General features: G+C 70.0%; 17 protein-coding genes. 13 read left to right on the forward strand and 4 right to left on the reverse strand.

The genetic code is table 11. The features are described from left to right. Window positions 1-17: 17 nt before the first annotated feature. On the forward strand, window positions 18-1,070 hold the full coding sequence (locus tag OO69_RS13965; protein WP_033280922.1) for an Atu2307/SP_0267 family LLM class monooxygenase: 1,053 nt from the start codon (window positions 18-20) through the stop codon (window positions 1,068-1,070). A 49-nt stretch (window positions 1,071-1,119) separates the two neighbouring features. Here OO69_RS13965 and OO69_RS13970 read toward each other — a convergent pair whose 3' ends face one another. Together OO69_RS13970 and OO69_RS13975 are read right to left on the reverse strand one after the other, a co-directional pair. Next, on the reverse strand, window positions 1,120-2,067 hold the full coding sequence (locus OO69_RS13970) for a chitinase (RefSeq protein WP_420707872.1): 948 nt from the start codon (window positions 2,065-2,067) through the stop codon (window positions 1,120-1,122). A gap of 284 nt (window positions 2,068-2,351) precedes the next feature. Then, window positions 2,352-3,128 carry a MerR family transcriptional regulator gene (locus OO69_RS13975; RefSeq protein WP_033281114.1) on the reverse strand — a complete coding sequence of 259 codons (777 nt, stop codon included), beginning with the start codon at window positions 3,126-3,128 and terminating at the stop codon, window positions 2,352-2,354. Window positions 3,129-3,175: 47 nt separating this feature from the next. Between OO69_RS13975 and OO69_RS13980 the strand changes: the two genes are divergently transcribed. From OO69_RS13980 to OO69_RS14035, 12 genes are all read left to right on the forward strand, one after another. Beyond that, on the forward strand, window positions 3,176-3,628 hold the full coding sequence (locus tag OO69_RS13980) for a DUF6194 family protein (RefSeq protein ID WP_033280924.1): 453 nt from the start codon (window positions 3,176-3,178) through the stop codon (window positions 3,626-3,628). A 198-nt stretch (window positions 3,629-3,826) separates the two neighbouring features. After that, entirely contained in the window at window positions 3,827-4,864 is a 1,038-nt protein-coding gene (locus tag OO69_RS13985; protein WP_158713384.1) for a hypothetical protein, read from the forward strand. 172 nt (window positions 4,865-5,036) lie between these two features. Further along, the gene (locus OO69_RS13990) at window positions 5,037-6,032 is read left to right on the forward strand and encodes a LacI family DNA-binding transcriptional regulator (RefSeq protein ID WP_033280926.1); all 996 of its coding nucleotides are present in this window, start codon (window positions 5,037-5,039) and stop codon (window positions 6,030-6,032) included. A 385-nt stretch (window positions 6,033-6,417) separates the two neighbouring features. Continuing rightward, window positions 6,418-7,947, forward strand: a complete 1,530-nt coding sequence (locus OO69_RS13995; protein WP_033280927.1) for an ABC transporter substrate-binding protein — start codon at window positions 6,418-6,420, stop codon at window positions 7,945-7,947. A gap of 36 nt (window positions 7,948-7,983) precedes the next feature. After that, complete coding sequence (locus tag OO69_RS14000) at window positions 7,984-8,925, forward strand: ABC transporter permease (RefSeq protein ID WP_033280928.1); 942 nt, start codon at window positions 7,984-7,986, stop codon at window positions 8,923-8,925. Beyond that, on the forward strand, window positions 8,922-10,772 hold the full coding sequence (locus OO69_RS14005; protein ID WP_033280929.1) for a dipeptide/oligopeptide/nickel ABC transporter permease/ATP-binding protein: 1,851 nt from the start codon (window positions 8,922-8,924) through the stop codon (window positions 10,770-10,772). Before OO69_RS14000 ends, OO69_RS14005 begins: the two co-directional genes overlap by 4 nt. After that, on the forward strand, window positions 10,769-11,701 hold the full coding sequence (locus tag OO69_RS14010) for an ATP-binding cassette domain-containing protein (RefSeq protein ID WP_033280930.1): 933 nt from the start codon (window positions 10,769-10,771) through the stop codon (window positions 11,699-11,701). Before OO69_RS14005 ends, OO69_RS14010 begins: the two co-directional genes overlap by 4 nt. Next, window positions 11,698-13,191, forward strand: coding sequence for a glycoside hydrolase family 43 protein (locus OO69_RS14015; RefSeq protein ID WP_033280931.1), 1,494 nt, complete (start codon window positions 11,698-11,700; stop codon window positions 13,189-13,191). Before OO69_RS14010 ends, OO69_RS14015 begins: the two co-directional genes overlap by 4 nt. 60 nt (window positions 13,192-13,251) lie before the next feature. Next, window positions 13,252-15,432, forward strand: a complete 2,181-nt coding sequence (locus tag OO69_RS14020) for a beta-galactosidase (RefSeq protein WP_033280932.1) — start codon at window positions 13,252-13,254, stop codon at window positions 15,430-15,432. Next, window positions 15,429-17,948 carry a beta-glucosidase family protein gene (locus OO69_RS14025; protein ID WP_033280933.1) on the forward strand — a complete coding sequence of 840 codons (2,520 nt, stop codon included), beginning with the start codon at window positions 15,429-15,431 and terminating at the stop codon, window positions 17,946-17,948. Before OO69_RS14020 ends, OO69_RS14025 begins: the two co-directional genes overlap by 4 nt. After that, window positions 17,945-19,507, forward strand: coding sequence for a DUF4038 domain-containing protein (locus tag OO69_RS14030; protein WP_033280934.1), 1,563 nt, complete (start codon window positions 17,945-17,947; stop codon window positions 19,505-19,507). The genes OO69_RS14025 and OO69_RS14030 overlap by 4 nt, the downstream gene beginning before the upstream one ends. A 5-nt stretch (window positions 19,508-19,512) precedes the next feature. Further along, complete coding sequence (locus OO69_RS14035) at window positions 19,513-22,158, forward strand: alpha-L-rhamnosidase (RefSeq protein WP_051800994.1); 2,646 nt, start codon at window positions 19,513-19,515, stop codon at window positions 22,156-22,158. 51 nt (window positions 22,159-22,209) lie between these two features. On the opposite strand, the gene OO69_RS14040 is transcribed toward OO69_RS14035, so the two are convergent. Then, on the reverse strand, window positions 22,210-23,391 hold the full coding sequence (locus OO69_RS14040; protein ID WP_033280935.1) for an aminotransferase class V-fold PLP-dependent enzyme: 1,182 nt from the start codon (window positions 23,389-23,391) through the stop codon (window positions 22,210-22,212). Window positions 23,392-23,538: 147 nt separating this feature from the next. After that, window positions 23,539-24,432 carry a LysR family transcriptional regulator gene (locus tag OO69_RS14045; RefSeq protein ID WP_033280936.1) on the reverse strand — a complete coding sequence of 298 codons (894 nt, stop codon included), beginning with the start codon at window positions 24,430-24,432 and terminating at the stop codon, window positions 23,539-23,541. Window positions 24,433-24,655: the final 223 nt, after the last annotated feature.

The raw sequence follows: 24,655 nt of genomic DNA on the forward strand, positions 1-24,655 counted from the left end.
GACCCAAGGAGCATGAGATGAGCACCCCGACCACCCCCTTCGACATCACGCTCGGCCTGGACACCTTCGGTGACGTCACGAACGACACCGCGGGCAAGCCGCTGACCCACGGCCAGGCCATCCGCCGCCTCGTCGAGGAAGGCGTCCTCGCCGACCAGGTCGGCGTCGACCACTTCGGCATCGGCGAGCACCACACCGAGGCGATGCCCCTGTCGGCCGCCGACGTCGTCCTCGCGGCCATCGCCGCGCGCACCGAGCGCATCCACCTCAACTCGGCCGTGACCGTGATCAGTTCGGACGACCCCGTCCGCGTCTTCCAGCGCTACGCCACCCTCGACGGCGTCTCCGCGGGCCGCGCCGAAGTCATCCTCGGCAGAGGATCGAGCACCGAGTCGTTCCCGCTCTTCGGCTACGACCTGAACGACTACGAGGAGCTCTTCGAGGAGAAGGTCGCCCTCTTCGCCGAACTGCTCAAGGAGAAGCCCGTCACCTGGTCCGGAAACACCCGTGCCGCCCTCGACGGCGTCTCCGTCTACCCGCACAGCGAGACGGGCTCGATCCCCACCTGGATCGGCGTCGGCGGCAGCCCCCAGTCGGTCGTCCGCACCGCCCAGTACGGGTTCTCCCTGATGCTGGCGATCATCGGCGGCGACGTGGCCCGCTTCGCCCCGTTCTCCGAACTGTTCCGGCGGGCACTGACGGAGTTCGGTCACCCCGCGCGACCCATCGGTGTGCACGCGCCCGGCCATGTCGCCGCCACCGACGAACAGGCGGTGGAGGAGTTCGTGCCGGCCTTCCAGCAGCTGATCGCCAGCGTGGCGCGCGAACGCGGCTTCCGCACCCCGACCCGCGAGAGCCTCATGCGGGACGTCGGCCCCGGCGGCGCCCTGCACGTCGGATCGCCCGAGACCGTGGCCCGCAAGATCGCGACCACCCTGAAGACCCTCGACGCGACCCGCTTCAACCTGAAGTACGGCATCACCGGCATGCCCCACGACGCCCTCATGACCAACATCGAGCTCTACGGCACGAAGGTCGCGCCCCTGGTGCGCGAGATGATGCAGGACTGACGCGATGCCGCCGCCCGGGGGAGGCGGCGACACGCAGTCCGCCGAACCGCTAGTGGTGATAGCCGAAGTCGCGCGTGAACGACTTGAAGGTGTGGCTGAAGTACCAGGTGTCCTGCGCGATCCCGGAGCAGTTGTTGGCGCCCCCGGTGCCCACGCAATTGCCGTTGTCGCGCTGAAGTGCCCAGAACGAGAGGGTGTTGATGCCCCGGGCGACGGCCCACTTCTTCACCGTAACCGCGTTCTGCGTGGTGAAGGTCTCCGCCGGACCGAAGTCGTCGATGCCGGGCATCTCGGTGACGCCGATCGTCTTCCACAGCTTCGCCGGGTTCTTCTTCGGGTAGAGCGCGGCGAGTTGGGAGTGCAGGCCGGTCGCGGCGGTCTTGGTGTCCTCCGCCATGTCGTGGGTGGCGCCGTCGTAGTAGTCGAACGTCATGATGTTGACGACGTCCACGCGCGCGCCGTTGTCGACCGCGTTCTGCAGCAGGGCGACGCCGTTGGGCGCGAGACCGGTGGTCGTCGTCGGCAGCGTGTAGGAGAACTCCACGCTGCGGCCGGTGCGTTGGGCCCAGCGCTGCACCTTCGCGATCGCCTTGTTGCGGCGGTCGATACCGGCCGTGTTGTTGATGGAGTCGGCCTCGATGTCGAGGTCGATCCGGCTCACCCCGTAGGTCGTGACCAGGCTCTCGTAGACCTTGGCGATGGCGTCGACATCGGTGCAGCTGTCGGCCAGTTCGGTGTTGGTGGTGTCCGCGCTGTAGCCGCCGAACGACGGGATGACGTTGCCGCCGCGCGCCTGGATCGTGGCGATGTCCTCGCCGAAGGTCGACTTGGAGATCGGCTGGGCGGGCAGACCGTTCCAGTACGCCGTGCACGAACCGGCCGCCTCGGTCTGCAGGAAGGCCATCGTGAGGTACTTGTTCCCGGACGCGGCGGCGAGCGCCGCCGGACTCTCACCGGTCCACGCCTCGAAGTACGGCGCGGCCACATGGTCCGGCATGGGCGGCACGCGGTGCGTCGCACTCGCGTCACCCCCGCCGAGCCCGACAAGCCCCGCGGACAAGGCGGTTACGGCCGCGCAGGACAGCGACGCGCGAAGAGGCCCAGGTCGTCTCATTGACGCTCCCATGCTGAGAGGAGAGAAGCCGCCCCTGACCGGGACGAACAGCGACCATATTTGGACTAGACCAATCCCCTGTCAAGGCTCTTGACGGTGAACTGACCGTGCCGGTGCGGGAATTCGGTGCGGGTGTCCGGGGCCGGGGCTGTCCGGTGGATCCACGGTCACCGGGCTTGTCGGTGAGTTCGAGGGCTACGTTGAGGATGGGTGACGACGGTCGCCAGGTCCGTCCCAACTCGGAGCAGTCCTACGGTCCGTTGCGCGATCTGGTCGAGGCGTGCGGCCAGGACGCGCTGGGCCTCCTCCGCGCCGTCGAGTCGATGCAGGGACCCCACGATCTCGCGCACCGCCGGAATGCCGTAACCGGTGTTGCGGAGGGCCGCGACGATGCGGGCCGTCCGGATGGCGGAGACGTCGTAGCGCCGGGCCTGGAGGGAGGTCACCCGCTCGGGGGTGACGAGTCCCTCCTGTTCCCAGAAGCGCAGGGTCGAAGGGCGCACGCCGAGTGCTCTGGAGAGTTCGGTGATCGTCATCGCGTCGCTATCCCGCTCGGCGTCTTGCTCGAACTCCGGTGTGTCCGCCTCGGCCTGGATCGCGCGCAACGCCTGTCGGGCGAGCAGGGCCTCCTCGCGTTCCTGTGCGAGCCGCACATGGACCTCGTTGATCGCCGAGGCCGCTTCCGTGATCGTGCCCGTGCGCAGCTCCGCGAGCAACTGCCGTGCTACGACAGGGCCTACGGCACCCGCGAGGCCTCGATAGGCGCGAAGGGCGTGGACGTGCAGCGGTGCGTAGGAGCGGTATCCGTTGCTCGACCGGGCCGCCGGAGGAATGACACCCAGCCGCTCCAGGTCCCGCACCTGTTGCACCGAGTACCCCGACTCCCGCGCGACCTCGGCGGTCCTGAGCGGCGCCCGTCGCGGACCGCTCTCCGGCTCACTCATCGTCCAACCCCACATAGGCACTTGAAGGTCATGCTTGAACCATGAGTATGGAACAGATCATCGCGACCGTCCGAGACTTCACCGGCGCGCTCGTGCTCGTACCGGAACCGGGCGGCGACTTTCCCGAACTCGCCTGGGGAGACGCCTTCTTCTACTACGCCCCCGAGGGCCAACTGCCGCGTAACGTTCAGCCGTACGGCACCGTCGTCACCAAGAACTACCCCGCCGACACCTCGTCCGGCCTTGACCCTGCGGAGCGTTGGCGCGTGAACATCCACGTCGGCCGTACGGCGTTCCGCGAACTCACGGGGGAGCCGCGCCGTCTCTACCTGCCCGACGACTACACCCTCACCGACACCGTGCTGCCGCATCCGGTGTACGGAGCGCTCGGCTGGATCTGCGTCGTCAACCCCGGTGAGAAGACAGGGGAGTTGGTCGTGCAGCTGTTGCGCGGCGCGCATGACGACGCCCGTGCCAGGTTCGCGCGGCGCACCCCCTGAACCCTCCCCCCCGTGAACCTCCGTGCCCCTACGGGCAGTTGGAGTGGAACTCCGGCGGGAATCATTGCCCCAAAGGACCTGGTGGGGGCATCCGGCCCGCAGTTAGACAGCGATGATCGCGATGTCAGACCAGGAAGTGAGCACGTGCACGCCCGAGACGAAGTCCGCCCGAAGGATGCCGCAGCCCGGCGTACCTCGGTGAGCGCCCCCGCAGCCAATACCGTCAACACCGCTACGCCTTCACGCGAGTTGCTGTCGCTCCAGGGCAAGGCGGGCAACGCCGGGGTCGTGCGGATGCTCGGCGAAGGGGGCCACTCCTGGGCCGGGCGGGCGGCCGATCCCGCTCCGGCCGTGCAGCGGGCGGTGGTTCAGCGGAGCAAGCTGTCGCACGGGAACATCTCGTTCACCAATGTGTCCCTCAAGTACCCGGAATCGCAGGGGAAGGCCACGCGGATTCTGGAACTCCTGGCCTCCAACAGCAAGGTCACGTCCTTTCTGGGCGACCGGACGTGCCGGATCACGCTGGAGAAGCGGACGACGGAGACGCCGGCGAACGTGGTCGACAAGGGGGCCGAGGGCGTCTTCGTCACGCTGGCCTCCTACTACCTGGAGAACTACGACATCGGCTACATCGTGGGCATGCTGTGCCATGAGTTCGGGATGCATCCGATGGCGCAGGCCGCTCCCAACATGACCGAGGAGGAGGAGAACTTCCGGGGCATGCCGTACCCGGTGCCGGGACTTGAGGGGAAGGACGTTCCCGACGGGTTCGCGTCGATGAACTCCGGCACCGCCCAGCAGGCCGACCACGTGCTCGGCGTCATCCCCGGGAGCCCGCGGTACACCGTGTACCGCGACGTCACCCTGGAGATGGCGGACCTGTTGCTGCGGGACGTGCACAACAAGGAGGACGGTGCCCGGGAGCAGGACGTCACCGACCTGATCGACTGCTTCCTCATGGACGTCGCGTCGATCGCCGCGACGAACGACAACCGTATGCGCGGCATGCCGCTCCTGGGCAACGGCGAGGGCGAGTCGATCCGCAAGGACATCGCGGCGGTCTACAACGCCTACAAGGCCCGCCTCTCCCAGGACCTGCCCCTGGAGCGTCAGCCGATCAAGCCCCTGTTCCCGCCGGAGAAGACCCCGGCAGCCGTCAAGGCCGACTTCAACACGCTCCTCAAGCGCATCGCCACGGGCAAGATGTGGGCCTGGAGCATCGACAACAGCACGTGAGGACGGCGTCGGCCGGAGGGTGGCGCGCACCGGATTTTCACGGTCCGGGGTGTCCGGGGTATCGGACATCGCGCATGCCCACTGTTACGATTCAGTGGAGTCCGCTGCTCAGTCGACGCCCAGCGATCCCTCCGCAATCAGGACTGCCCGAGACCTTCCCCAGGAGACTCCCATGGCGCGCAGGACCGGCCGCGTGACGGCGACCGACGTCGCCAAGGAGGCGGGGGTCTCGCAGACCACGGTCAGTTATGTGCTGAACGACGTGTCGCACCAGAAGATCTCCGACCAGACCCGCCGCAAGGTACTCGACGCGGTGGCGAAGCTGGGCTACGAACCGTCGGCCGCCGCACGCGCCCTGCGCCTGGGCCGCAGTGACCTGGTGCTGCTGTTCCTCCCGGACGTTCCCGTCGGCGGCACCCTGACCGCCCTGGTCGAACTGCTCGGCGACGAACTGGAACGGCACGGCCTGAACCTCGTCACCCGGCGAGAGCGGCACGCCCCCCTCAAGTCGCTGTGGCGTGAGCTGATGCCGGCGGCCGTGATGACGGCCTTCGACGTCGGCGCCGACGACGTGGCCAGCATGCGCGCGGCCGGCATCCATGTGGTCAGCGCCGGGATGGGCCCCGCGGTCGCCCCGGGCGTCCTGACCGTCCCCCAGACCCTGATCGGCACCATGCAGGTCGAGCGGCTCGCGGCGACGGGACACACGCGCATCGGCTACGCCGCTCCCGGGGACCCCCGGCTCCGGGACTTCCTGGACCTGCGGCTCGACGGCGCCCGTACCGCCTGCGCCGAGCGCGGACTTGAGCCCCCCGTCGTACTGGACGTACCCCTCGACATCTCGGCGGCCGCGGCGGCGGCCGAGCAGTGGCACGCGGCCGCGCCCGCCGTCACGGGCGTGTGCGCCTACAACGACGAGACGGCTTTCGCCCTCCTCGCTGGGATGCGCCGGGTGGGCCTCGCCGCCCCCGGCGACCTGGCCGTGATCGGCGTCGACAACGACAAGTTGGCGCCCTTCGCGGTACCGCCGCTCACGACGATCGACAACAACCTCGACGTCGCCGTGGGCCGTATCGCCCGCATGATCGTCAGCGGCGTGACCGGCCAGTCCCAGCCACCTGCACCCCAAGTGACCCCGCTGACGCTGGTGGTCCGCGAGTCCGCCTGACCCCGGCCGGTCTGATCAGGGCGTCTTCGACCGATTCCGGCGGAGGCGGTCTCCGCGTGTGTCATGACTCCGGTTCCTCGCGTGCCACGGCTCCGCCGTCCGTGGCCGTTCGTCCGGATTCCCCCTTTCCGAAAAGCTGTTGCACGGCTCTTGTGGTCCGCCAAGCGCGGGGCTACGTTACGCATACGTTTCACTTGTACGTATCAGTGGCTGATTTCGGACCCACCGAAAAACGGTGGACATATAGCCCCCTTCTGCCAGGAACGGCTGACCGCCAAGAACGGTCCAGGCCGCGTCAGGACCTGGTTTCCCACTCCCTCCGAGGCCCTTGAGGGCGGCTCGCCGTGCGATGCCGTCCGGTCAACCACTCACCAGCGGAGCACCCATGCGAAGAATCGCGCTGACCGCCGTATCGGCTGTCCTGATGTTGTCCGCGGCCGCGTGCGGCTCGGGATCGGGATCCGGTTCGGGCAAGGCGGCCACCGGCGGCACCCTCACCCTTGCCCCCCTGGTCGCGGCCCAGCCGTGGGATCTGGCCGACGCCGGTCTCGGCAACAACGCGCAGTACTACCAGCCCGTATACGACTCGCTGCTCCGGCTGTCCCCGACGGCCGAGGTGAAGCCCAACCTGGCCACCAAGTGGTCGTACAACGCGGCCCGCACGGTCCTCACGCTGACCTTGCGCACCGGCGTCAAGTTCACCGACGGCACCGCCCTGGACGCGACTGCCGTCAAGACCAACCTGCTGCACACCGAGAAGGGCACCAGCGAGGCCGCGGGCCAGCTCAAGGGCATCACCGGCGTCGACGTCGTGAGCGCCACCACCGTCGCGATCAGGCTCTCGGCGCCCGACCCCTCCCTCGTCCCGAACCTCGGCAACGTGGCCGGGATGATGGCCAGCCCCAAGGCCATCGCCGCCGGCACGATCAAGACCACCCCGGTGGGCTCGGGGCCGTACACCCTCGACAAGTCCGCGACCACGGACGGCAGTACGTACACCTTCGTGCGCAACCAGGGCTACTGGAACAAGGCCGCCTTCCCCTTCGACAAGATCGTGCTCAAGCCGCTCACCGACCCGACCGCCGTCCTCAACGCGCTGCGCTCGGGCCAGGTCAACGGCGCGCTGCTGGCCAGCGCCAAGAACGTCGCGCCGGCCAAGAGCAGCGGGCTGACCGTCACCAAGTACACCTCCGGTGACGTCGAGGGCGTCTACATCTGGGACCGCGAAGGGAAGATCGTCAAGGCGCTCGGCGACGTCCGGGTCCGCCAGGCCCTGAACTACGCCTTCGACCGCTCCACGATCGTCAAGACGGCCAAGCAGGGACTGGGCAAGGCGACGACGCAGATCTTCAACCCGGGCGGCTCGGCCTTCGACAGCTCGCTCGACTCCACGTACTCCTACGACCCCGCGAAGGCCAAGCAGTTGCTCGCCGAGGCGGGCTACCCGAACGGCTTCTCGGTCACCGTCCCGGACGTGTCGTCGGTCTTCCCCGACCAACAGGCCGCCATGGTCCAGCAGTTGGAGGACATCGGGATCAAGGTCAAGGTCGACAAGATCCCGGTCACGCAGTTCATCAGCGCCCTCCTCGCGGGCAAGTACCCGCTGTCGTACATGACGTTGGCCTCCTTCCGGCCCTGGGACACCATCCAGATCGAGGTCGCGAAGAGCGCGCTGTGGAACCCGCTGCACAGCTCCGACCCGAAGGTCACCGACCTCATCACCAAGGCGCAGTCCGCGACCGGTGCCGCCCAGGACGCGCTGTTCAAGCAGCTCAACACCTACCTCGTCGACCAGGCGTGGAACGCGCCCTGGGACTCGGTCGAGAACACCTACGCCACGACCAAGAACGTCACCTTCACCCCGCAGACGTTCGCCGCCGTCCCGCCGATCTACAACTTCAAGCCCGCCGGCTGACCCGGCCCGCCGACGCACACGGTCAGGGAGAGACAGATGATCGTTTTCCTGGTCCGGCGCATCGCCGCCGGGCTGGTCCTGGTCCTGGTCATCGCGACCACGACCTTCGCGCTGATGGGCCTCACCGGCTCCGACCCGGTCCGCCAGATCGTCGGGCAGACCGCCACCCAGCAGCAGGTGACCGCCAAATCCGCCGAACTCGGCCTGGACCAGCCCTTCGTGGTCCGCTACGGCCACTGGCTCGCGGACGCGGTGCACGGCAACCTCGGCAGCTCGTGGTTCAGCGGCGAGTCCGTGACGAGCTCGCTCGAGAACAAGCTGCCGGTCACCCTGTCGATCGTGCTGGCCGCGCTCCTGGTGTCGGCCGTACTGAGCACGGTGCTGGGCGTGGCCGCCGCCGTCCGCCGGGGCGCCCTGGACCAACTGGTGCAACTGCTCGCGGTGTTGGGGTTCGCCGTACCCAGCTTCCTGGTCGCCCTGGTCTTCGCCGTCGTGATCGGCGTCGACCTGGGCTGGCTGCCCGCGACCGGTTACGTGCCGCTGGCCGACTCGGCGGGCGGGTGGCTCCGGTCGATCACCCTGCCCGCGCTGTCGCTCTCCGTCGGAGCGATCGCCGCCACCGCCCAACAGGTGCGCGGCTCCATGGTCGACGTCCTGCGCGCCGACTACGTACGCACCCTCCGCAGCCGGGGCATCAGCGAGCGGAGCCTGCTGTTCCGGCACGCCCTGCGCAACGCCGCCCCGGCCGCGCTGACCGTGCTGGCCCTGCAGTTCATCGGCCTGGTCGGCGGCGCGGTGGTCGTCGAGAAGGTCTTCGGCCTCAACGGCATCGGCAGCCAGGCGACGAGCGCCGGTTCGCAGGGCGACACCCCGGTGGTCATGGGCGTCGTCGTGGTCATGGTCGCCCTCGTCGTGGTGGTCAACATCCTGATGGACCTGGCATACGGCTGGCTCAACCCGAAGGTGCGTGTCGGATGACGCTTCCCCAGTCCGAAGAGCCGGCGGGCACGGTAGACACGGCCGTCGCAGCGCAGGGACGGGCCGGCCTCCTGCGCCGACTGCTGCGCGACCCGGTGGCCGTGACCTGCCTGGTGCTCCTCGCGGTCATCTCCCTGGCCAGCCTGTTCGCACCGCTCCTGACCAGCCAGGACCCGGCCCACACCTCACTGACCGACGGCCTCGCCCCGCCCAGCGGCACCCACCCGCTGGGCGGGGACGGCGTCGGCCGCGACGTCCTGGCCCGACTCCTCTACGGCGGCCGCACCAGCCTGCTCGGCGCCCTGCTCGCCGTCGCCGTCGCCGTGGTGATCGGTGTCCCGGCCGGTCTGGTGGCCGGGTACTACCGCAAGTGGTTCGATGCGGTGAGCAGTTGGGTGTCCAACCTGCTGATGGCCGTACCGGCGATCATCGTGCTCCTCGTCGTGATGTCCGCGGTGGGCCAGAACACGTACCTCGCCATGGCGGTCTTCGGCGTGCTGATGTCACCGGGCGTCTTCCGGCTGATCCGCGCCTCGGTGATCTCCGTACGCGAGGAGCTGTACGTCGACGCGGCACGGGTGTCCGGCCTGACGGACGCCCGGATCATCCGCCGGCACATCCTGCCCGTCGTGCAGGCGCCGACCATCATCCAGGCCGCCCAGATGCTCGGCCTCGGCATCGTCATCCAGTCCGGTCTGGAGTTCCTCGGCCTCGGCTCGGCGACCCAGGCGAGCTGGGGCTCCATGCTGAACGACGCCTTCGGAAACATCTACACCAAGCCGGAGTTGATGGTCTGGCCCGGCGTGGCACTCGCGGTGACGGTCGCCGCGTTCGGCCTGTTGGGCAACGCCTTGCGGGACGCGCTGGACGGGAGCGCGACGGGCGGGCGGAAGAAGTCGCGTGGCGCTACGGCCCGTTGGCCGGTCGCGGACAAGAAGGCACCGCCCGTCATCGCCGGAGCCGGGGAGACGGACGACGCCCTGTTCGTCCTCGAAGGACTGACGGTCTCCTATCCGACGGCCCAGGGCGAGAAGACGGTCGTCGACGGTGTCTCCCTGACAGTCCGCCGGGGCGAAGTCCTAGGACTGGTGGGGGAGTCGGGCTCGGGCAAGAGCCAAACCGCTTTCGCGGTGCTCGGGTTGCTGCCACGGGAGGCCCAAGTCACCACCGCCCGCCTGGAGTTCGACGGCACGGAACTGGGACGACTCGGCCGCACCGCGATGAACCGCTACCGCGGCCACCGGATCGCATACGTCCCGCAGGAACCGATGTCCAACCTCGACCCCTCCTTCCGCATCGGCGCCCAACTCGTCGAACCGGTACGCCGGCACCTGGGGCTGTCGGCCACCGAGGCGAAGGCGAAGACGCTCGGCCTGCTGGAACGGGTCGGCATCTCCGACCCCGAACGGGTCTTCCGCGCCTATCCGCACCAGATCTCCGGCGGCATGGCGCAGCGCGTGCTCATCGCCGGCGCCGTGTCCTGCGAACCGGACCTGCTGATCGCCGACGAACCGACCACCGCCCTCGACGTGACCGTGCAGGCGGAGGTCCTCGACCTGATGCGATCCCTGCAGCGCGAGCGGAACATGGGCCTGATCCTGGTGACCCACGACTTCGGAGTGGTGGCCGACCTCTGCGACCGCGTGACGGTGATGCAGACCGGCGCCGTCGTGGAGTCCGCGCCCGTGGCCCAGTTGTTCGCGGATCCGCAGCATCCGTACACCCGCATGCTCCTGGCCTCCACGTTGGAGGACGCCGAACCGCGGTCGGCGCTGAGCCTGAGCCGCACCGTGTCGGCGGGCGCTGCAGGGGTCACGAACACCGGACGTCAGGAGGGTCCGGCATGACCGGGACCATCAACGGGACATTGAAGAAGGAATTCCCGGCCGAACCCCTGCTGGTGGCTGACGAGTTGGTCGTGGAGTACCCGACGAAAGGCTGGCGCAGGCCGCCGTTCCGGGTGCTCAAGGGCGTGTCGATCACCATCGGCGCCGGCGAGACCCTCGGACTGGTCGGCGAGTCGGGATCGGGCAAGACCACGCTGGGCCGGGCCGTCCTCGGACTGGCCCCGATCGCCTCCGGCACTGTCCGCTATGACGGCAAGGTCATCTCGGGGCTGGGCGCGAAGGAACGCCGGGCGCTGAGCAGCGACATCCAGGTGGTGTTCCAGGACCCGTACACCTCCCTCAACCCGGCGATGACCGTGAACGACATCCTCAGCGAACCGCTGCGCGTCGCGGGAACGCCTCGGGCGGCGGCCGAGAAGCGGGTGCGGGACCTGCTCGACCACGTAAGGCTGCCCGCCGACGCGGGGGAGCGGCTGCCGCGGGAGTTCTCCGGCGGACAGCGCCAACGCATCGCCATCGCAAGGGCGTTGTCCCGCGACCCGAAGGTCATCGTCTGTGACGAACCGGTCAGCGCGCTGGACCTGTCGACCCAGGCGCGGGTACTCGACCTGTTCGTCGAGATCCAGGAACGCACCGGCGTCGCCTACCTCTTCGTCACCCACGACCTGTCCGTCGTCCGGCACATCAGCCACCGGGTGGCGGTCATGCGCGGCGGAGAGATCATCGAGACCGGGGACGCGGCCACCGTCACCACCGCACCCCAACACCCCTACACGCAGCGCCTGTTGCTCGCCGCCCCGGTGCCGGACCCTGGACGGCAGGCGGAACGCCGGGCCGAACGGCGCCGGTTGGCCGAGGCCACAGCAGCGTCCCCGGGCGCCTCCACGCCCGCATCCACCACCGCCTCGACGTCGGGAGACCGAGCATGACCCTGCCCAACCCCGTCCTCCCCGGCTTCCACCCGGACCCCAGCATCACCCGCGTCGGCGACGACTACTACCTCGCCTGTTCCAGCTTCGAGTACCTCCCCGGCGTACCGCTGTTCCACAGCCGCGACCTGGTGCGGTGGGAGCAGATCGGCAACGTGGTAACCAGGCCGGGGCAGTTGGCGGTGGAGAAGGTCCCCACGCTCGGCGGCGCATGGGCGCCCACCATCCGTTTCCACGACGGCCGCTTCTGGCTGGTCGTCACCGACGCGATGGGCCGCGGCAGTCTCATCTTCACCGCCGAACAGGCCGAGGGCCCCTGGTCCGACGGCATCGTCATGCAGGGCGTGCCCGGCATCGACCCGGACCTCGCGTGGGACACCGACGGAACCTGCTTCGTCACCTACTCGGGACTCCAACTCGACGGCGACCACGCCGGCGAACACCTCGGCATCCAGCAGGTCCGCATGGACCTCGAAACCGGCCAAGCCCTCGAAGAACCCCGGTCGTTGTGGTCGGGCACGGGCCTGATGTTCCCCGAGGCGCCGCACCTCTACGAGATCGACGGCACCTGGTACCTCCTGATCGCCGAGGGCGGCACCGAGCGCGGGCACTCCGTGAGCATCGCCCGCGGCACCCGCCCCGACGGCCCCTTCGAGGGCTGCCCGGCCAACCCGGTGCTCAGCGCCCGCAGTACGGCCCGCCCGGTCCAGAACACCGGCCACGCCGACCTCGTCCGCACTCCCGACGGCGGCTGGGCGCTCTTCTTGCTGGGGATGCGGCCCGGCGGTCTGACGAGGGCGTTCTCTCCCATGGGCCGGGAGACGTTCAGCACGACGCTGGAATGGGTTGACGGCTGGCCGGTGGTGCAGCCGGTCGAACTCACCCCGCCCACCGCACCAGTTGAGCACCGCGTCGACTTCACCGGCGCCCAACTCGGCCCGGAGTGGCTCTCCATACGGACACCGGCCGCCGACTGGTCCTCACTCGGCGAACGCCCGGGCCACCTCGTCGTGCAGGGAGACGGCTCCACCATGGACGACCCGCGGCCACGGTTCGTCGGCCGCCGCCAGCAGCACCAGGCGGCCGCCTTCTCGGTCCGGGTGGACAGCGCCGGGGGAGTCGGCGGGCTGAGCCTGCGGATCGACGAACGCCATCACTACGACATCGAGGTGGGGGCCGGTGTCGCGCGTGCCCGGGCCCGGGTGGGCGGACTCTGCCAGACCTGGGAGCAGGCGATTCCGCAGGGGCCGGTGACCGTGCGGATCGAGACCGAGCCGGTCAGGGGCATGGGACTCGACGCCCTCGGCCCGGACACAGTCAGGCTGTCCGTCGAAACCGGCACCGACACAGGACCGGTCGAACTCGCCGTACTGGACGGCCGTTACGTCTCGGCCGAGACCGCCGCGTCCTTCACCGGCCGGGTCGTCGGCATGTTCGCCGTTGAAGGGACCGTCGCCTTCGACCAGTTCAGGTACCGGGGCGAGGACTGACGCCTCCGCCCCGTCCACGACAGCCGACCGGCACCCGAGAGAGAAAGTCACCAGCACCGTATGGGCACTTCCTCCCCACGCATGCTCTTCGGAGCCGCGTACTACACCGAGTACCAGCCGTACGAGCGGCTCACGCAGGACCTCGATCTCATGGCCGAGGCCGGGTTCAGCGTCATCCGGGTCGGCGAGTCCGTCTGGTCGACCTGGGAACCCCGCGAGGGCAAGTTCGAACTCGACTGGCTGCAACCGGTACTTGATGCCGCCCACGAGCGCGGCATCAAGGCGATCATCGGCACCCCGACCTACGCCGTCCCGCCCTGGCTGCGCCGCAAGTACCCGGAAACGGCGGCCCGTTCAGGCACCGGCCAGCCCATCCCGTACGGCATGCGGCAGGACGCGGACTACTCGCACCCCGCCTTCCGGCATCTCGCCGAGCGGCTGGTCCGCAAGATCGTGGCGCGCTACGCCGACCACCCGGCGGTCATCGGCTGGCAGGTCGACAACGAACCCGGGCTACGGCTCTTCCACAACGACTCGGTGTTCCAGGGCTTCCTCGACCACCTCCGCGACCGCTACGGCGACGTCGAGACCCTCAACCGCCGCTGGGGGCTGACCTATTGGTCCCACCGTCTGCAGGACTGGGCGGACCTGTGGACCCCCGACGGCAACTCCACCCCGTCGTACGACCTCGCCTGGCGCCGCTATCAATCGCGGCTGACGCAGGAATACATCACGTGGCACGCCGAATTGGTCCGCGGACTCGTGCCTGAGCACCAGTTCGTCACCACCTGCGTGGCCCTCGGCCAACAGGGCCTGGACATCTCGACGATCGGCCGGCCCCTCGACATCGCCGGGGCCAACATCTACTACGCCACCCAGGACGGGCTGGCCCTGCCGGGTCCCGACGAGCCGGAGGGCGGCCTGTATCCGTTCTTCGTCGCCTGGTCAGGACCCGCCTGGCTCTACCTCCAGAACGACATGGCACGCGGCATCCGCCAGGAACCCTTCCTCGTCATGGAGACCAACGCCACCTCGATCGGCGGCTCCGCCGACAACTTCCCCCTCTACCGCGGCCAGGCCCGCCAGGCCGTGTGGAGCATGGTCGCGCGCGGTGCCAGGATGATCGAGTACTGGCACTGGCACTCCCTGCACTACGGCGCCGAGACCTATTGGGGCGGCATCCTCGGCCACAGTCTGGAACCCGGCCGGACGTACGACGAACTGTCCGCGATAGCCGGGGAGTTCAGGCAGGCCGGCAGCACGATCGAGGGCCTGCGTCCCCGCAGCGACGTGGCGATGCTGCTGTCCGCCGACAGCCGCTGGGCCATGGAGTTCATGGGGCCGCTCAGGGGCAACACCCCCGCCTGGTTCGGCGATCCGCAGTCCTACGACCGGATCGTCGCCGCCTTCTACCGGGGGCTGTTCGACGCCGGATTGTCCGTCGACATCGTTTCCCCGGAGCAACTTCCCTCCAGTCCGGAGGAGTTGGTGGACCGATGGCCGGTGCTGGTCGTCCCGGCGCTGTACATCGCGGACGACGCGACACTCGACCTGCTGCGCCGGTACGCCGAAGCCGGCGGTCATCTCGTGCTCACCCCGCGCACCGGCTACGCCGACGAGGAGGCCGTCGCCCGGCACACGGTCATGCCCGGAGCGCTGCGCGCTGCCGTGGGCGCGCGCTATCAGGAGTTCACCAATGTGCTGACCCCGGTCACGATCACCCAGGGGGACATCAACGGCCCCGCTCTGCACGGGCATGCGACCGCCTGGGCCGATGGACTGATCGCGGAGGGCGCCACTGTCCTGGCCGGGTACGACCATCCGCACCTGGGTCAGTTCGCCGCCGTCACCACGCACGAGTACGGCGACGGCCGCGTGACGTACGTCGGTACCGTCCCGGACCGCGAACTCTCGCGCAGCCTCGCCGACTGGGTCACCTCGGTCTCGCTCCCCTCCGACGCCTGGCGCGAGGACCGGCCCGCGTCCGTCACCTGTACGTCGGCCACCACCGCCGACGGCGCCGTCCTGCGCTTCGTCCACAACTGGGCCTGGGATCCGGTCGGTTACCGCCTGCCGGGAGACGTCCGCGACCTGTTCACCGATGAGCCCCTCGCCGCCGGAACCGCGCTCGAACTCGGGCCCTGGGATGTCCGGTTGCTCATCGAGCGCGACGGCGACCCCACTTCACCGTCACCGTCACCGTCACCGTCACTTTCACCTTCACCGAGGAGGACGCCGTGACCCGGCAGCCCACCACCGACGCCCCCTCCACCCCCTCCGCCGCCGACGAGGCCGAGCTCGCCAGGCGCCTCGGCGCGCTCACCCTGGAGCAGAAGGTGAGGCTGCTGACCGGCGCCGACTTCTGGTCCCTCCACCCCGAACCCGCTGTCGGCCTACGCCGGTTGGTCGTGTCGGACGGACCCGCCGGAGTCCGCGGCGAGCTGTGGGACGAGCGCAGCCCCTCAGCCAACGTGCCCTCGCCCACCGCACTGGCCGCAACGTGGGACGAGTCGCTGGTCGAAGGACTCGGCGGGCTCCTCGCCCACGAGGCGCGCGCCAAGGGCGTGGACGTCCTCCTCGCTCCCACCGTGAACCTGCACCGAACCCCTTACGGCGGACGGCACTTCGAGTGCTTCAGCGAGGACCCGCTGCTCACCGCCCGCATCGGTGTCGCCTACGTCCGAGGTGTCCAGGGCGGCGGTGTCGCGGCCACGGTCAAGCACTTCGTCGGCAACGACTCGGAGACCCAGCGCATGACGCTCGACGCGCGGATCGGTGAACGCGCCCTGCGTGAGCTGTACTTGGCGCCGTTCGAGCGGATCGTCGGCGAGGGCCGGGTCTGGGCCGTGATGGCCGCCTACAACGGCGTCAACGGACGCCCGATGACCGAGAGCCCGCTGCTGCGCCAAGTGCTGCACGACGACTGGGACTTCGACGGACTGGTGATGTCGGACTGGTTCGCCGCCCGCACCACCGAGCCGTCCGCCCGCGCCGCCCTCGACCTGGTGATGCCCGGCCCGATCGGCCCGTGGGGCGACGCGCTGGTCGCCGCCGTACGCAAGGGCAAGGTCGACGAGTCGCTCGTCGACGACAAGGTGCTACGACTGCTGCGCCTCGCCGCCCGGGTCGGCGCGCTGAGCGACATACCCGCCACCGCCCGCCCGGCCCATCAAGACGCCGCGTCCGTGGCGGCCCGCCTGCGCGAGACCGCCGCCGCCGGATTCGTACTGGCCCGCAACGAGAACGCCCAACTTCCCCTGGACCGTGCCACGTTGAACCGGGTCGCCGTCCTCGGCCCCAACGCCGCCGTGGCCCGAACCCTCGGCGGAGGCAGCGCCACTGTCTTCCCGCCCTACACCGTCTCGCCCCTCGACGGCATCCGCGCCGCCCTGGGCGACGGCGTCGAGGTCACCCACGGCGTCGGCGTCACCCCGCAAACTCGCGTGCCCGCAGCGGCACTTGCCTACCTCCGCCACCCCGACGGCTCCGGCGAGGGCGTGGAGGTGAGCTTCCTCTCCGAGGACGGAACCCTGCTCGGCACCGAACGCCGCTCCGGGAGCGCCTACACCTGGATGGGCTCCTACGGTCCTGACGTCCCCACCGGTCAGGTCGCCCGGGTGGAGGTGCGCACCGTGATCCGCGCGACCGACGCCGGCCCGTACGCCGTCGGCGGCTCGGGCATCGGGCGCTTCCGGCTGTCCGTCGCGGGGGCCGAGGTGTTCGACGTCGGTCTTCAACTCCCGCCGGGCGCCGACCTGGTGGAGGGTCTGATGACCCCGCCGCAGCGTCTCCACTCCGTCGATCTGGCGGAGGACGAGGAGATCGCGATCGTGCTCACGCACGACATCGTCTCGTCGGACGAGGCCCTGGGTGACGCGGTCACCATGTTCCAGCTCAACCTCCAGCCGCCGCACGGCAGCGACGACGAGGAGATCGAGCGGGCCGTGGCACTCGCCCGCGAGGCAGACGTCGCCGTGGTCGTGGTCGGCACCACCGAGGAGGTCGAGAGCGAGGGCTTCGACCGCGACAGTCTGGCCCTGCCCGGCCGACAGGACGAACTCGTCCGACGGGTCGCCGAGGCCAACCGGCGTACCGTCGTGGTGGTCAACTCCGGTGCCCCGGTGCTGCTTCCGTGGTCCGAGGAGGTGGCGGCGGTGCTCCTCGCCTGGTTCCCCGGGCAGGAGTTCGGCAACGCGCTCGCCGACGTCCTGCTGGGCGTCGCGGAACCGGGCGGCCGACTGCCCACGGTCTGGCCCGCATCCGAACAGGGGCTGCCCACCACCGAGCCGACCGACGGCGTACTCGCCTACGACGAGGGCCTGTTCATCGGCTACCGGGGCGACGGCCGCACCGGATACCAGCCGCCCCGCTACGCCTTCGGCCACGGACTCGGCTACACCACTTGGGAGTTCGTCTCGCTCGACGCCCCCGGCGAGGTGGCAGCCGACGCCGATCCGACCGTAGAAATACGGATACGCAACACCGGCACCCGGCACGGCAAGGAGGTCGTGCAGCTCTACGCCGGCCGCCCGGGCGGTGCCGTCGAGCGCCCGCTCCGCTGGCTCGCCGGGTTCGCCGCGGTCGAGGCGGGGCCCGGAGAGGAGGTCGTCGCGACGGTCACCGTGGACGCCCGGGCGTTCGAGCACTGGGACACCGAGGCGGGCGGTTGGGCGGTCGAGCAGGGGACGTTCACCCTGCAGGCGGGCCCGTCCTCGACGAACCTGCCGCTGGCCGCCGACATCGCCGTAGGCCAGTGACGACCGGCACACAGCAGGAGGTCGCCCCCTGGCGGGAGACGGAGATCGGCCTGACCGGGACGCGTGACTACGCGAACCCTTACACCGACGTCGACGTATGGGCCGAGTTCACCCACGAGTCCGGGACGGTCCTGCGCCGTCCCGCCTTCTGGGACGGCGGCCGGAGTTGGAGGATCCGGTTCGCGTCGCCGCACTCGGACGGCGGCTGGACCTGGCGCAGCGGCAGCTCCGTCGCCGACGAAGGGCTGTCCGGGCAGGGCGGAACACTCGTCGTACGCCCGACAGCGGACGACACCAACTCCTCTCACCGGCACGGCTTTTGGCGGATGTCACCCGGCGGACGCAGCCTGGTGCACGCCGACGGGACGCCCTCGCTGCTGGTCGGCGACACCGCCTGGGCCCTGCCCTGGCGGGCCACCGAGGAGCAGGTCGCGGAGTACGCCGCCGACCGGCGCGCCAAGGGCTTCAACGCGGCCCTGCTGATGAGCGTCCAGCCCGACATGGACGCACGCGGGCCGCGTGACCGCACCGTGGACGAAGGGTTCGACGTCGGCTTCGAGGACCTGCCCACCGGGCACATCACCGTCCTGAACCCGGCGTACTTCCAGTACGTGGACCGGCTGTTGGGGATCCTCCGCGACCACGGGATCGTCCCCGTACTCCAGCCGCTCTTCCACGGGTTCGGCTGGAAGGGCCTGCGGGTGGCGGGTCCGGTGGTCCCGCCGCAGGAGTACGCGCGCTACTGCCGTTATCTGGTGGCTCGTTACGGCGCCGGTCCCGTCGTCTACCTGGTCGGCGCCGACGGCGAGGGCCACGAACCGCAGATCGCGGCGGGCGGCGCGGAGGTCGCCCGCTGGGACGACTACAACCAGCCCTGCGGCATCCACTACCGGCCGCACGCCCGCAACTCGGCGCACCAGAGCGAGAGTTGGCTGCACTTCCAGTGGTGCCAGACCGGCCACATGGGCGGGCACGTCCAGGAACGCGTCGCCGACATGTGGCGCAACACCCCCGCCAAAGCGGTTGCCAACGCCGAGCCGACGTACGAGAACACCGGCCGTCCCGGCCGCGCCGCGGGCTGGTGGCAGGGACACGAGGCCTGGAGTAACCTCTGCGCCGGCGGCACGATGGGCGTGGTCTACGGCGCGGCGAGCCTGTGGCAGTGGCGGTTGCACCCCGCCGAACCAGGGCACGAGGAGTTCTTCCTGGCCGAGGACGCCGGCTGGCGCGAGGCACTGGACTTCGAGGGCTCGCGCCACGTCGGGCTGATCTCCCGGATCCTCAACGGCCTTCCCCTGACGGACATGCGGCCCGACTGGCGCTCCGCCCTGGCGCCCCGGGGCCTGTCCGTCCCCGGCGTGCTGTACCTCTGCTACGCGGAGGAGGGCGGCCCGCTGTTCATCACCGACCCGGAGAACGTCCCGCTCCCGTACCGGGTGGTCGACCCCCGCACCGGCGAGACCGTCCGCGAGGGCGTGCGCGCCACCCCCGGAGAACCCATCCCCGACGAAGGCGGTGCGCCGAGGGTGTACATCTGCCATGACCCGAGCCGGAGTTGATCCCCGTGCATGTCACACCACCCACCTTCGAGCACCACCGCGAACCCCTGGGCATCGGCGAATCCACTCCCCGCCTCAGCTGGCGCACGGTCACAGACACCCCGGACTGGCACCAGGTCGCCCACCAAGTGGAGATCACCGCCGCCGACGGCACGGTCCTCGCCGACACCGGACGCGTGGAGTCCACCGAGTCCGTCCTCGTCCCCTGGCCGGGGCCGCACCTCGGCTCCCGTGAACGCGTCGGCGTACGTGTACGCGTCTGGGGCGAGGACGAGCCGTCGCCTTGGTCGGAGCACGCGTACGCCGAGACCGGACTCCTGGACGCGGCCGACTGGACAGCCCGCCCCATCACCCCGGACCTCGACGCCCCCACCGACGAACCGCTCCCGGCAGCACTGCTCCGCCGCGACTTCACTCTCGCCGGCCCTGTCGCCTCCGCCCGGCTGTACATCACCGCGTACGGCGTCTACACGGCCGAGATCAACGGCGAGCGTGTGGGCGACGAGGTCATGGCCCCGGGCTGGACCTCCTACCAACACCGCCTGCGCTACCAGACGTTCGACGTGACGCCGTTGCTGCGAACCGGCGAGAACGTCATCGGGGCCTTGCTCGGCGAGGGTTGGTACACCGGGCGCCTCGGCTTCCACGGCGGCCGCCGCGACATCTACGGCGAACACCGCGCGCTCCTGGCTCAGTTGGAGATCGCGTACGCCGACGGCACGACCCGGACGGTCCGCACCGACGAACACTGGCGTACGACGACCGGCCCCGTGCTGCGTTCGGAGATCTACGACGGTGAGGCGTACGACGCGCGGCGGGAGCGGCCGGGCTGGTCCGCGCCGGGACACGAGGTGTCCGGCTGGACCGAAGTCCGCGAATTGCCTCCCGTTGGCGCCGAGCTGGTGGCACCGACGGGTCCGCCCGTGCGACGCACCCAGACCGTCGCCCCGGTCGAGGTCATCACGACACCCTCGGGGAAGGCCGTCCTGGACTTCGGACAGAACCTGGTCGGCCGACTGCGCATCCGAGTGTCGGGCCCCGCCGGCCACGAGATCACCCTGCGCCACGCGGAAGTCCTGGAGCAAGGTGAACTGAGCACCCGCCCCTTGCGGTTCGCCGCCGCCACGGACACGTACGTCCTGCGCGGAGAGAGCGAGCGGGTCGAGACCTACGAACCCCGCTTCACCTTCCACGGCTTCAGATACGCCGAGCTCGGGAACTGGCCCGGCCCCCTCGACCCCGCCGACGTCGAGGCGGTCGTACTCCACACGGACATGGCCCGCACCGGCTGGTTCGAGTGCTCCGAGCCCCTCGTGAACCGGCTGCACGAGAACGTCGTGCAGGGCATGCGCGGCAACTTCCTCGACGTCCCCACGGACTGCCCGCAGCGCGACGAACGCATGGGCTGGACCGGCGACATCCAGGTCTTCGCGCCCACCGCGACCTTCCTCCACGACTGCTCCGGCATGCTGACCGGCTGGCTCCGCGACCTGGCGGCGGAGCAGTTGGCGCGACCGGACGGAGTGCCGCCCCTCGTCGTCCCCGATGTACTGCCGGCCGCCTTCCAGGACGCGGGCGCCCAGGCGGTGTGGGCCGATGTCGCGGTACTCCTGCCGTGGACCCTGTACCAGCGGTTCGGTGACCTGGAGCTGCTCCGCACCCAGTACCCGAGCATGCGCGCCTGGGTCGACGCCACGATCCGGCTCACCGCCGAGGGCGACGGACTGTGGCGCCAGGACTTCCAACTCGGGGACTGGCTCGACCCGCAGGCCCCGCCGGACCGCCCGGGAGATGCGCGGACCGACGGCGACCTCGTGGCCAACGCGTACGTCATCCACTCCGCCGAGGTTCTCGCTGAGGTCGCCGAACTCCTGGACGCCGGCGGGCAGTTGGACGGCAAGGAGGATGCCGTCCGTTTCCGTGCGCACGCCCAGGCCGTACGTGAACGCTTCACCGACCGGTTCGTCACGCCGGACGGCTGGCTGTCCTCGGACACCCAGACCGCGTACGCCCTGGCCCTCGCCTTCGGACTTTTGCCGACGGAACGTCAACGGCGCGGCGCTGCCGAGCGGTTGGCGCAGATCGTGCGCCGCGCGTCTTTCCGTATCTCCACCGGTTTCACGGGCACGCCGCTCGTCTGCGACGCCCTGTGCGCGGCGGGAGAGCCCCAACTCGCCTACCGCATGCTCCTGGAGAAGGAGTGCCCGTCCTGGCTCTACCCGGTGACCATGGGCGCCACCACCGTGTGGGAGCGCTGGGACTCGATGCTGCCCGACGGCACGGTCAACCCCGGCGAGATGACTTCCTTCAATCACTACGCCCTCGGCGCCGTCGCCGACTGGTTGCACCGTACGGTCGCGGGTCTCGCCGCCGCCGCACCCGGCTGGCGGCGACTGCGCGTCGCCCCGGTCCCGGGCGGCGACCTGACCTGGGCGAAGGCGGCCCACGAAACCCCGTACGGCAGGGCCGAGGCGGGCTGGCGCATCGAGGGAGACGTCATCGTCGTAGAGGCGCTGGTCCCCGCGAACACGCACGCCGAGGTCCAACTGCCGGACGGCAGCGCCCCGTTCGAGGCCGGCTCGGGACGCCACACCTTCCGGCGTCCCTACGCCGCCCCGGCCTGGCCGCCGACCGCGATCGGGTACCCGTGACGTGAAACTCGGTCGGACAGGTCAACGTCCTTGAGAATCATGACCGGTACCTCAGCCCGCGGTGCGGGCCAACTCGGCGACGGCCTCGACGGTCTGGTCCAGTTCGGCCTCGGTGTTGTAGTAGTGCGGGGACAGCCGGACCAAGGGGTGGACACCTCGGTTCTCGGTGTCGAACTGGGAGTGTTCGGCCACGGTCGTGGAGACGTTGATCCCCTGCTTCGCGAGCGCCGCCGCGACATCGGCCGTCGGGACGGCGTCGACCTTCGCGGTGACGATGGCGCACCGGTCGCGGCCGAGGTCGTAGGTGGTGACTCCGGGCAGCGCGTCGAGGCGGTCACGCAGATACGCGCCCAGGGCGACGGCGCGTCGGCCGATCTCGTCCATGCCGAGTTCCAGGGCCTGTTGGACGGCCTCGCTCAGGCCGAGGACGTTGGAGTAGCTCACCTCCCACGTCTCGAAGCGCCGCGCGCCGTCGTGCCAGGTGAAGCCGCGCTCGCCGTCCCAGGTCGCCGCCTCGATCTCGGTGACGTACGGGTCCAGGTACTCCAGCGCCTCGGGACGCACCCACAGGAAGCCCGTGCCGCGCGGGCCCCGCAGGAACTTGCGGCCGGTCGCGGTGAGCAGGTCGCAGCCGATCTCGGTGACGTCGACGGGGAACTGCCCCACGGACTGGGTGGCGTCCAGCAGGAAGGGGACGCCGGCCGCGCGGGTGATCCGGCCGATCTCCGCCGCCGGGTTGACCAGGCCGCCGCTGGTGGGGATGTGGGTGACGCCGACGAGCTTGGTGCGCTCGTCGATCAGGCCGGCCAGGGCCGCGGTGTCGAGCTGTCCGTACTCGTCGTCCGGTACGACGACGACCTCGGCTCCGTGGCGCCGGGCGGTCTGCAGATAGGCGAGCACACTGCTGCCGTACTCGTCCCGGCCGGTGAGGATGCGGTCGCCGGGCTTGAACGTCATGGAGTAGAAGGCGGCGTTCCAGGCGTGGGTGGAGTTGTCGAACAGCGCGATCTCGTCCGCCTGCCCGCCCACCAGCCGGGCGATGTTCGCGTGGGTGGCGTCGATACGGTCGCGCTCCTGGCCTGCGGCTTCGTAACCGCCGATCGCCGCCTCCAGCTCCAGGTGGGAGGTCATGGCCCTGAGCGTCCGACGAGAGAGCAGACCGGCTCCCGCGTTGTTGAGGTGCACCCGGTTCGCGGTGCCCGGGGTGTCCTGGCGGAGCGCGTCGATGTCCATGTCCTCTGCTTCCCATCTGTCCGAAGAACCCGTTCCTTCACGTTCTCAACTCGCGCCCATTCAGTAAAGTGAATGTTTCTGGATGTGAAAGGCCAGGAAAAATGATGAATGGAGCGGGCTGGAAGCGTCTGGAGGCTTCTGGAGCGGTCACTCCGTGCGCGCGGGCAGCCTGCCGATCGCGTGCCCGAGCGCGGCCAGGAACGTCCGGACCAGGGGATGCTCCCCGGCACCGGCGCGCACAGTCGCGAGCACGGTGCGGACGTGGACGGCGGAGGTGTCGAGCGCCAGCCGGGGCGTGCGGTCGAACCACAGCATGTCGGGCAGGAAGGCCACCGCATGCCCCTGCTCGACCAGCCGTGCGTGGGCCAGCATGTCCGCGGAGACAAAGGCGACGTCCGGCTCGAAGCCCGCCGCGTGGCACACGGAGGTCGCCCATGCGCGGGCGGGGGTGCCGGCGGGCTCCATCACCCAGGGGTGCTTGGCCAGTTCGGCCACGGACGCCACGGGTGTGGGGGTGGCGAGCCGCATGGCGTCCTCGTACAGGTGATGGTGCTCGACCTCCGAGGCGCGGGCCGGTCGCGGGTGGCCGGGGAACGTCTCGTCGATCACGAGGTCGAAATCCCGGGTGAGCAGCCCGGGTAGCGAGGTGTCCGGCTCGGCCTGCGTGGCCTCCACCCGCACCCGGGGATGGTGCTCGCGCAGCCAGGTCAGCGCGGCGGGCAGCAGCGCGAGCATCGCGGTCTGGAAGGCGGCGACCCTGAGCGTCCCGGACACCTCCCGCAGCGAGGCCGCGATCTCCGTCTCGGCGCGCTCCAGTTCCCGTAGGGCCTTCTCCGTGCGGGCGACGAGGATCTCGGCCTGCGGTGTCAGCCGGACCCCGCGCCCCTCCCGCTCCAGCAGCGGTGCGCCGACCTCCGACTCCAGGAGGGTCAGCTGCTGGGAGACGGCCGAGGGGCTGTACGACATCGCCGTCGCGACGGCGGCCAGCGTGCCGCGGTACTTCAGCTCCCGCAGCACCTCCAGGCGGCGCAGGTTGTACATGCCCGTCACTCCGTCCCCATGCCACTGCCATTGCGGTTCACTTCACTGAACGATGACGGATCCCGGCCCCGCCCCGCGAGCCGGGCGGCGTGCGTTCACCCACGGACATGATCGACCTGGACACCGGGAGTGCCGTGACGGGTACCACCGGGCGGGCGCGCTTGAAGTTTCAAACGGACTCAGTCAGACTATCGTTTGAGAGTTCAAACGATCCGATCCGTCT

The sequence above is a fragment of the Streptomyces sp. NRRL F-525 genome, from assembly GCF_000716605.1.
GTDB lineage: Bacteria > Actinomycetota > Actinomycetes > Streptomycetales > Streptomycetaceae > Streptomyces.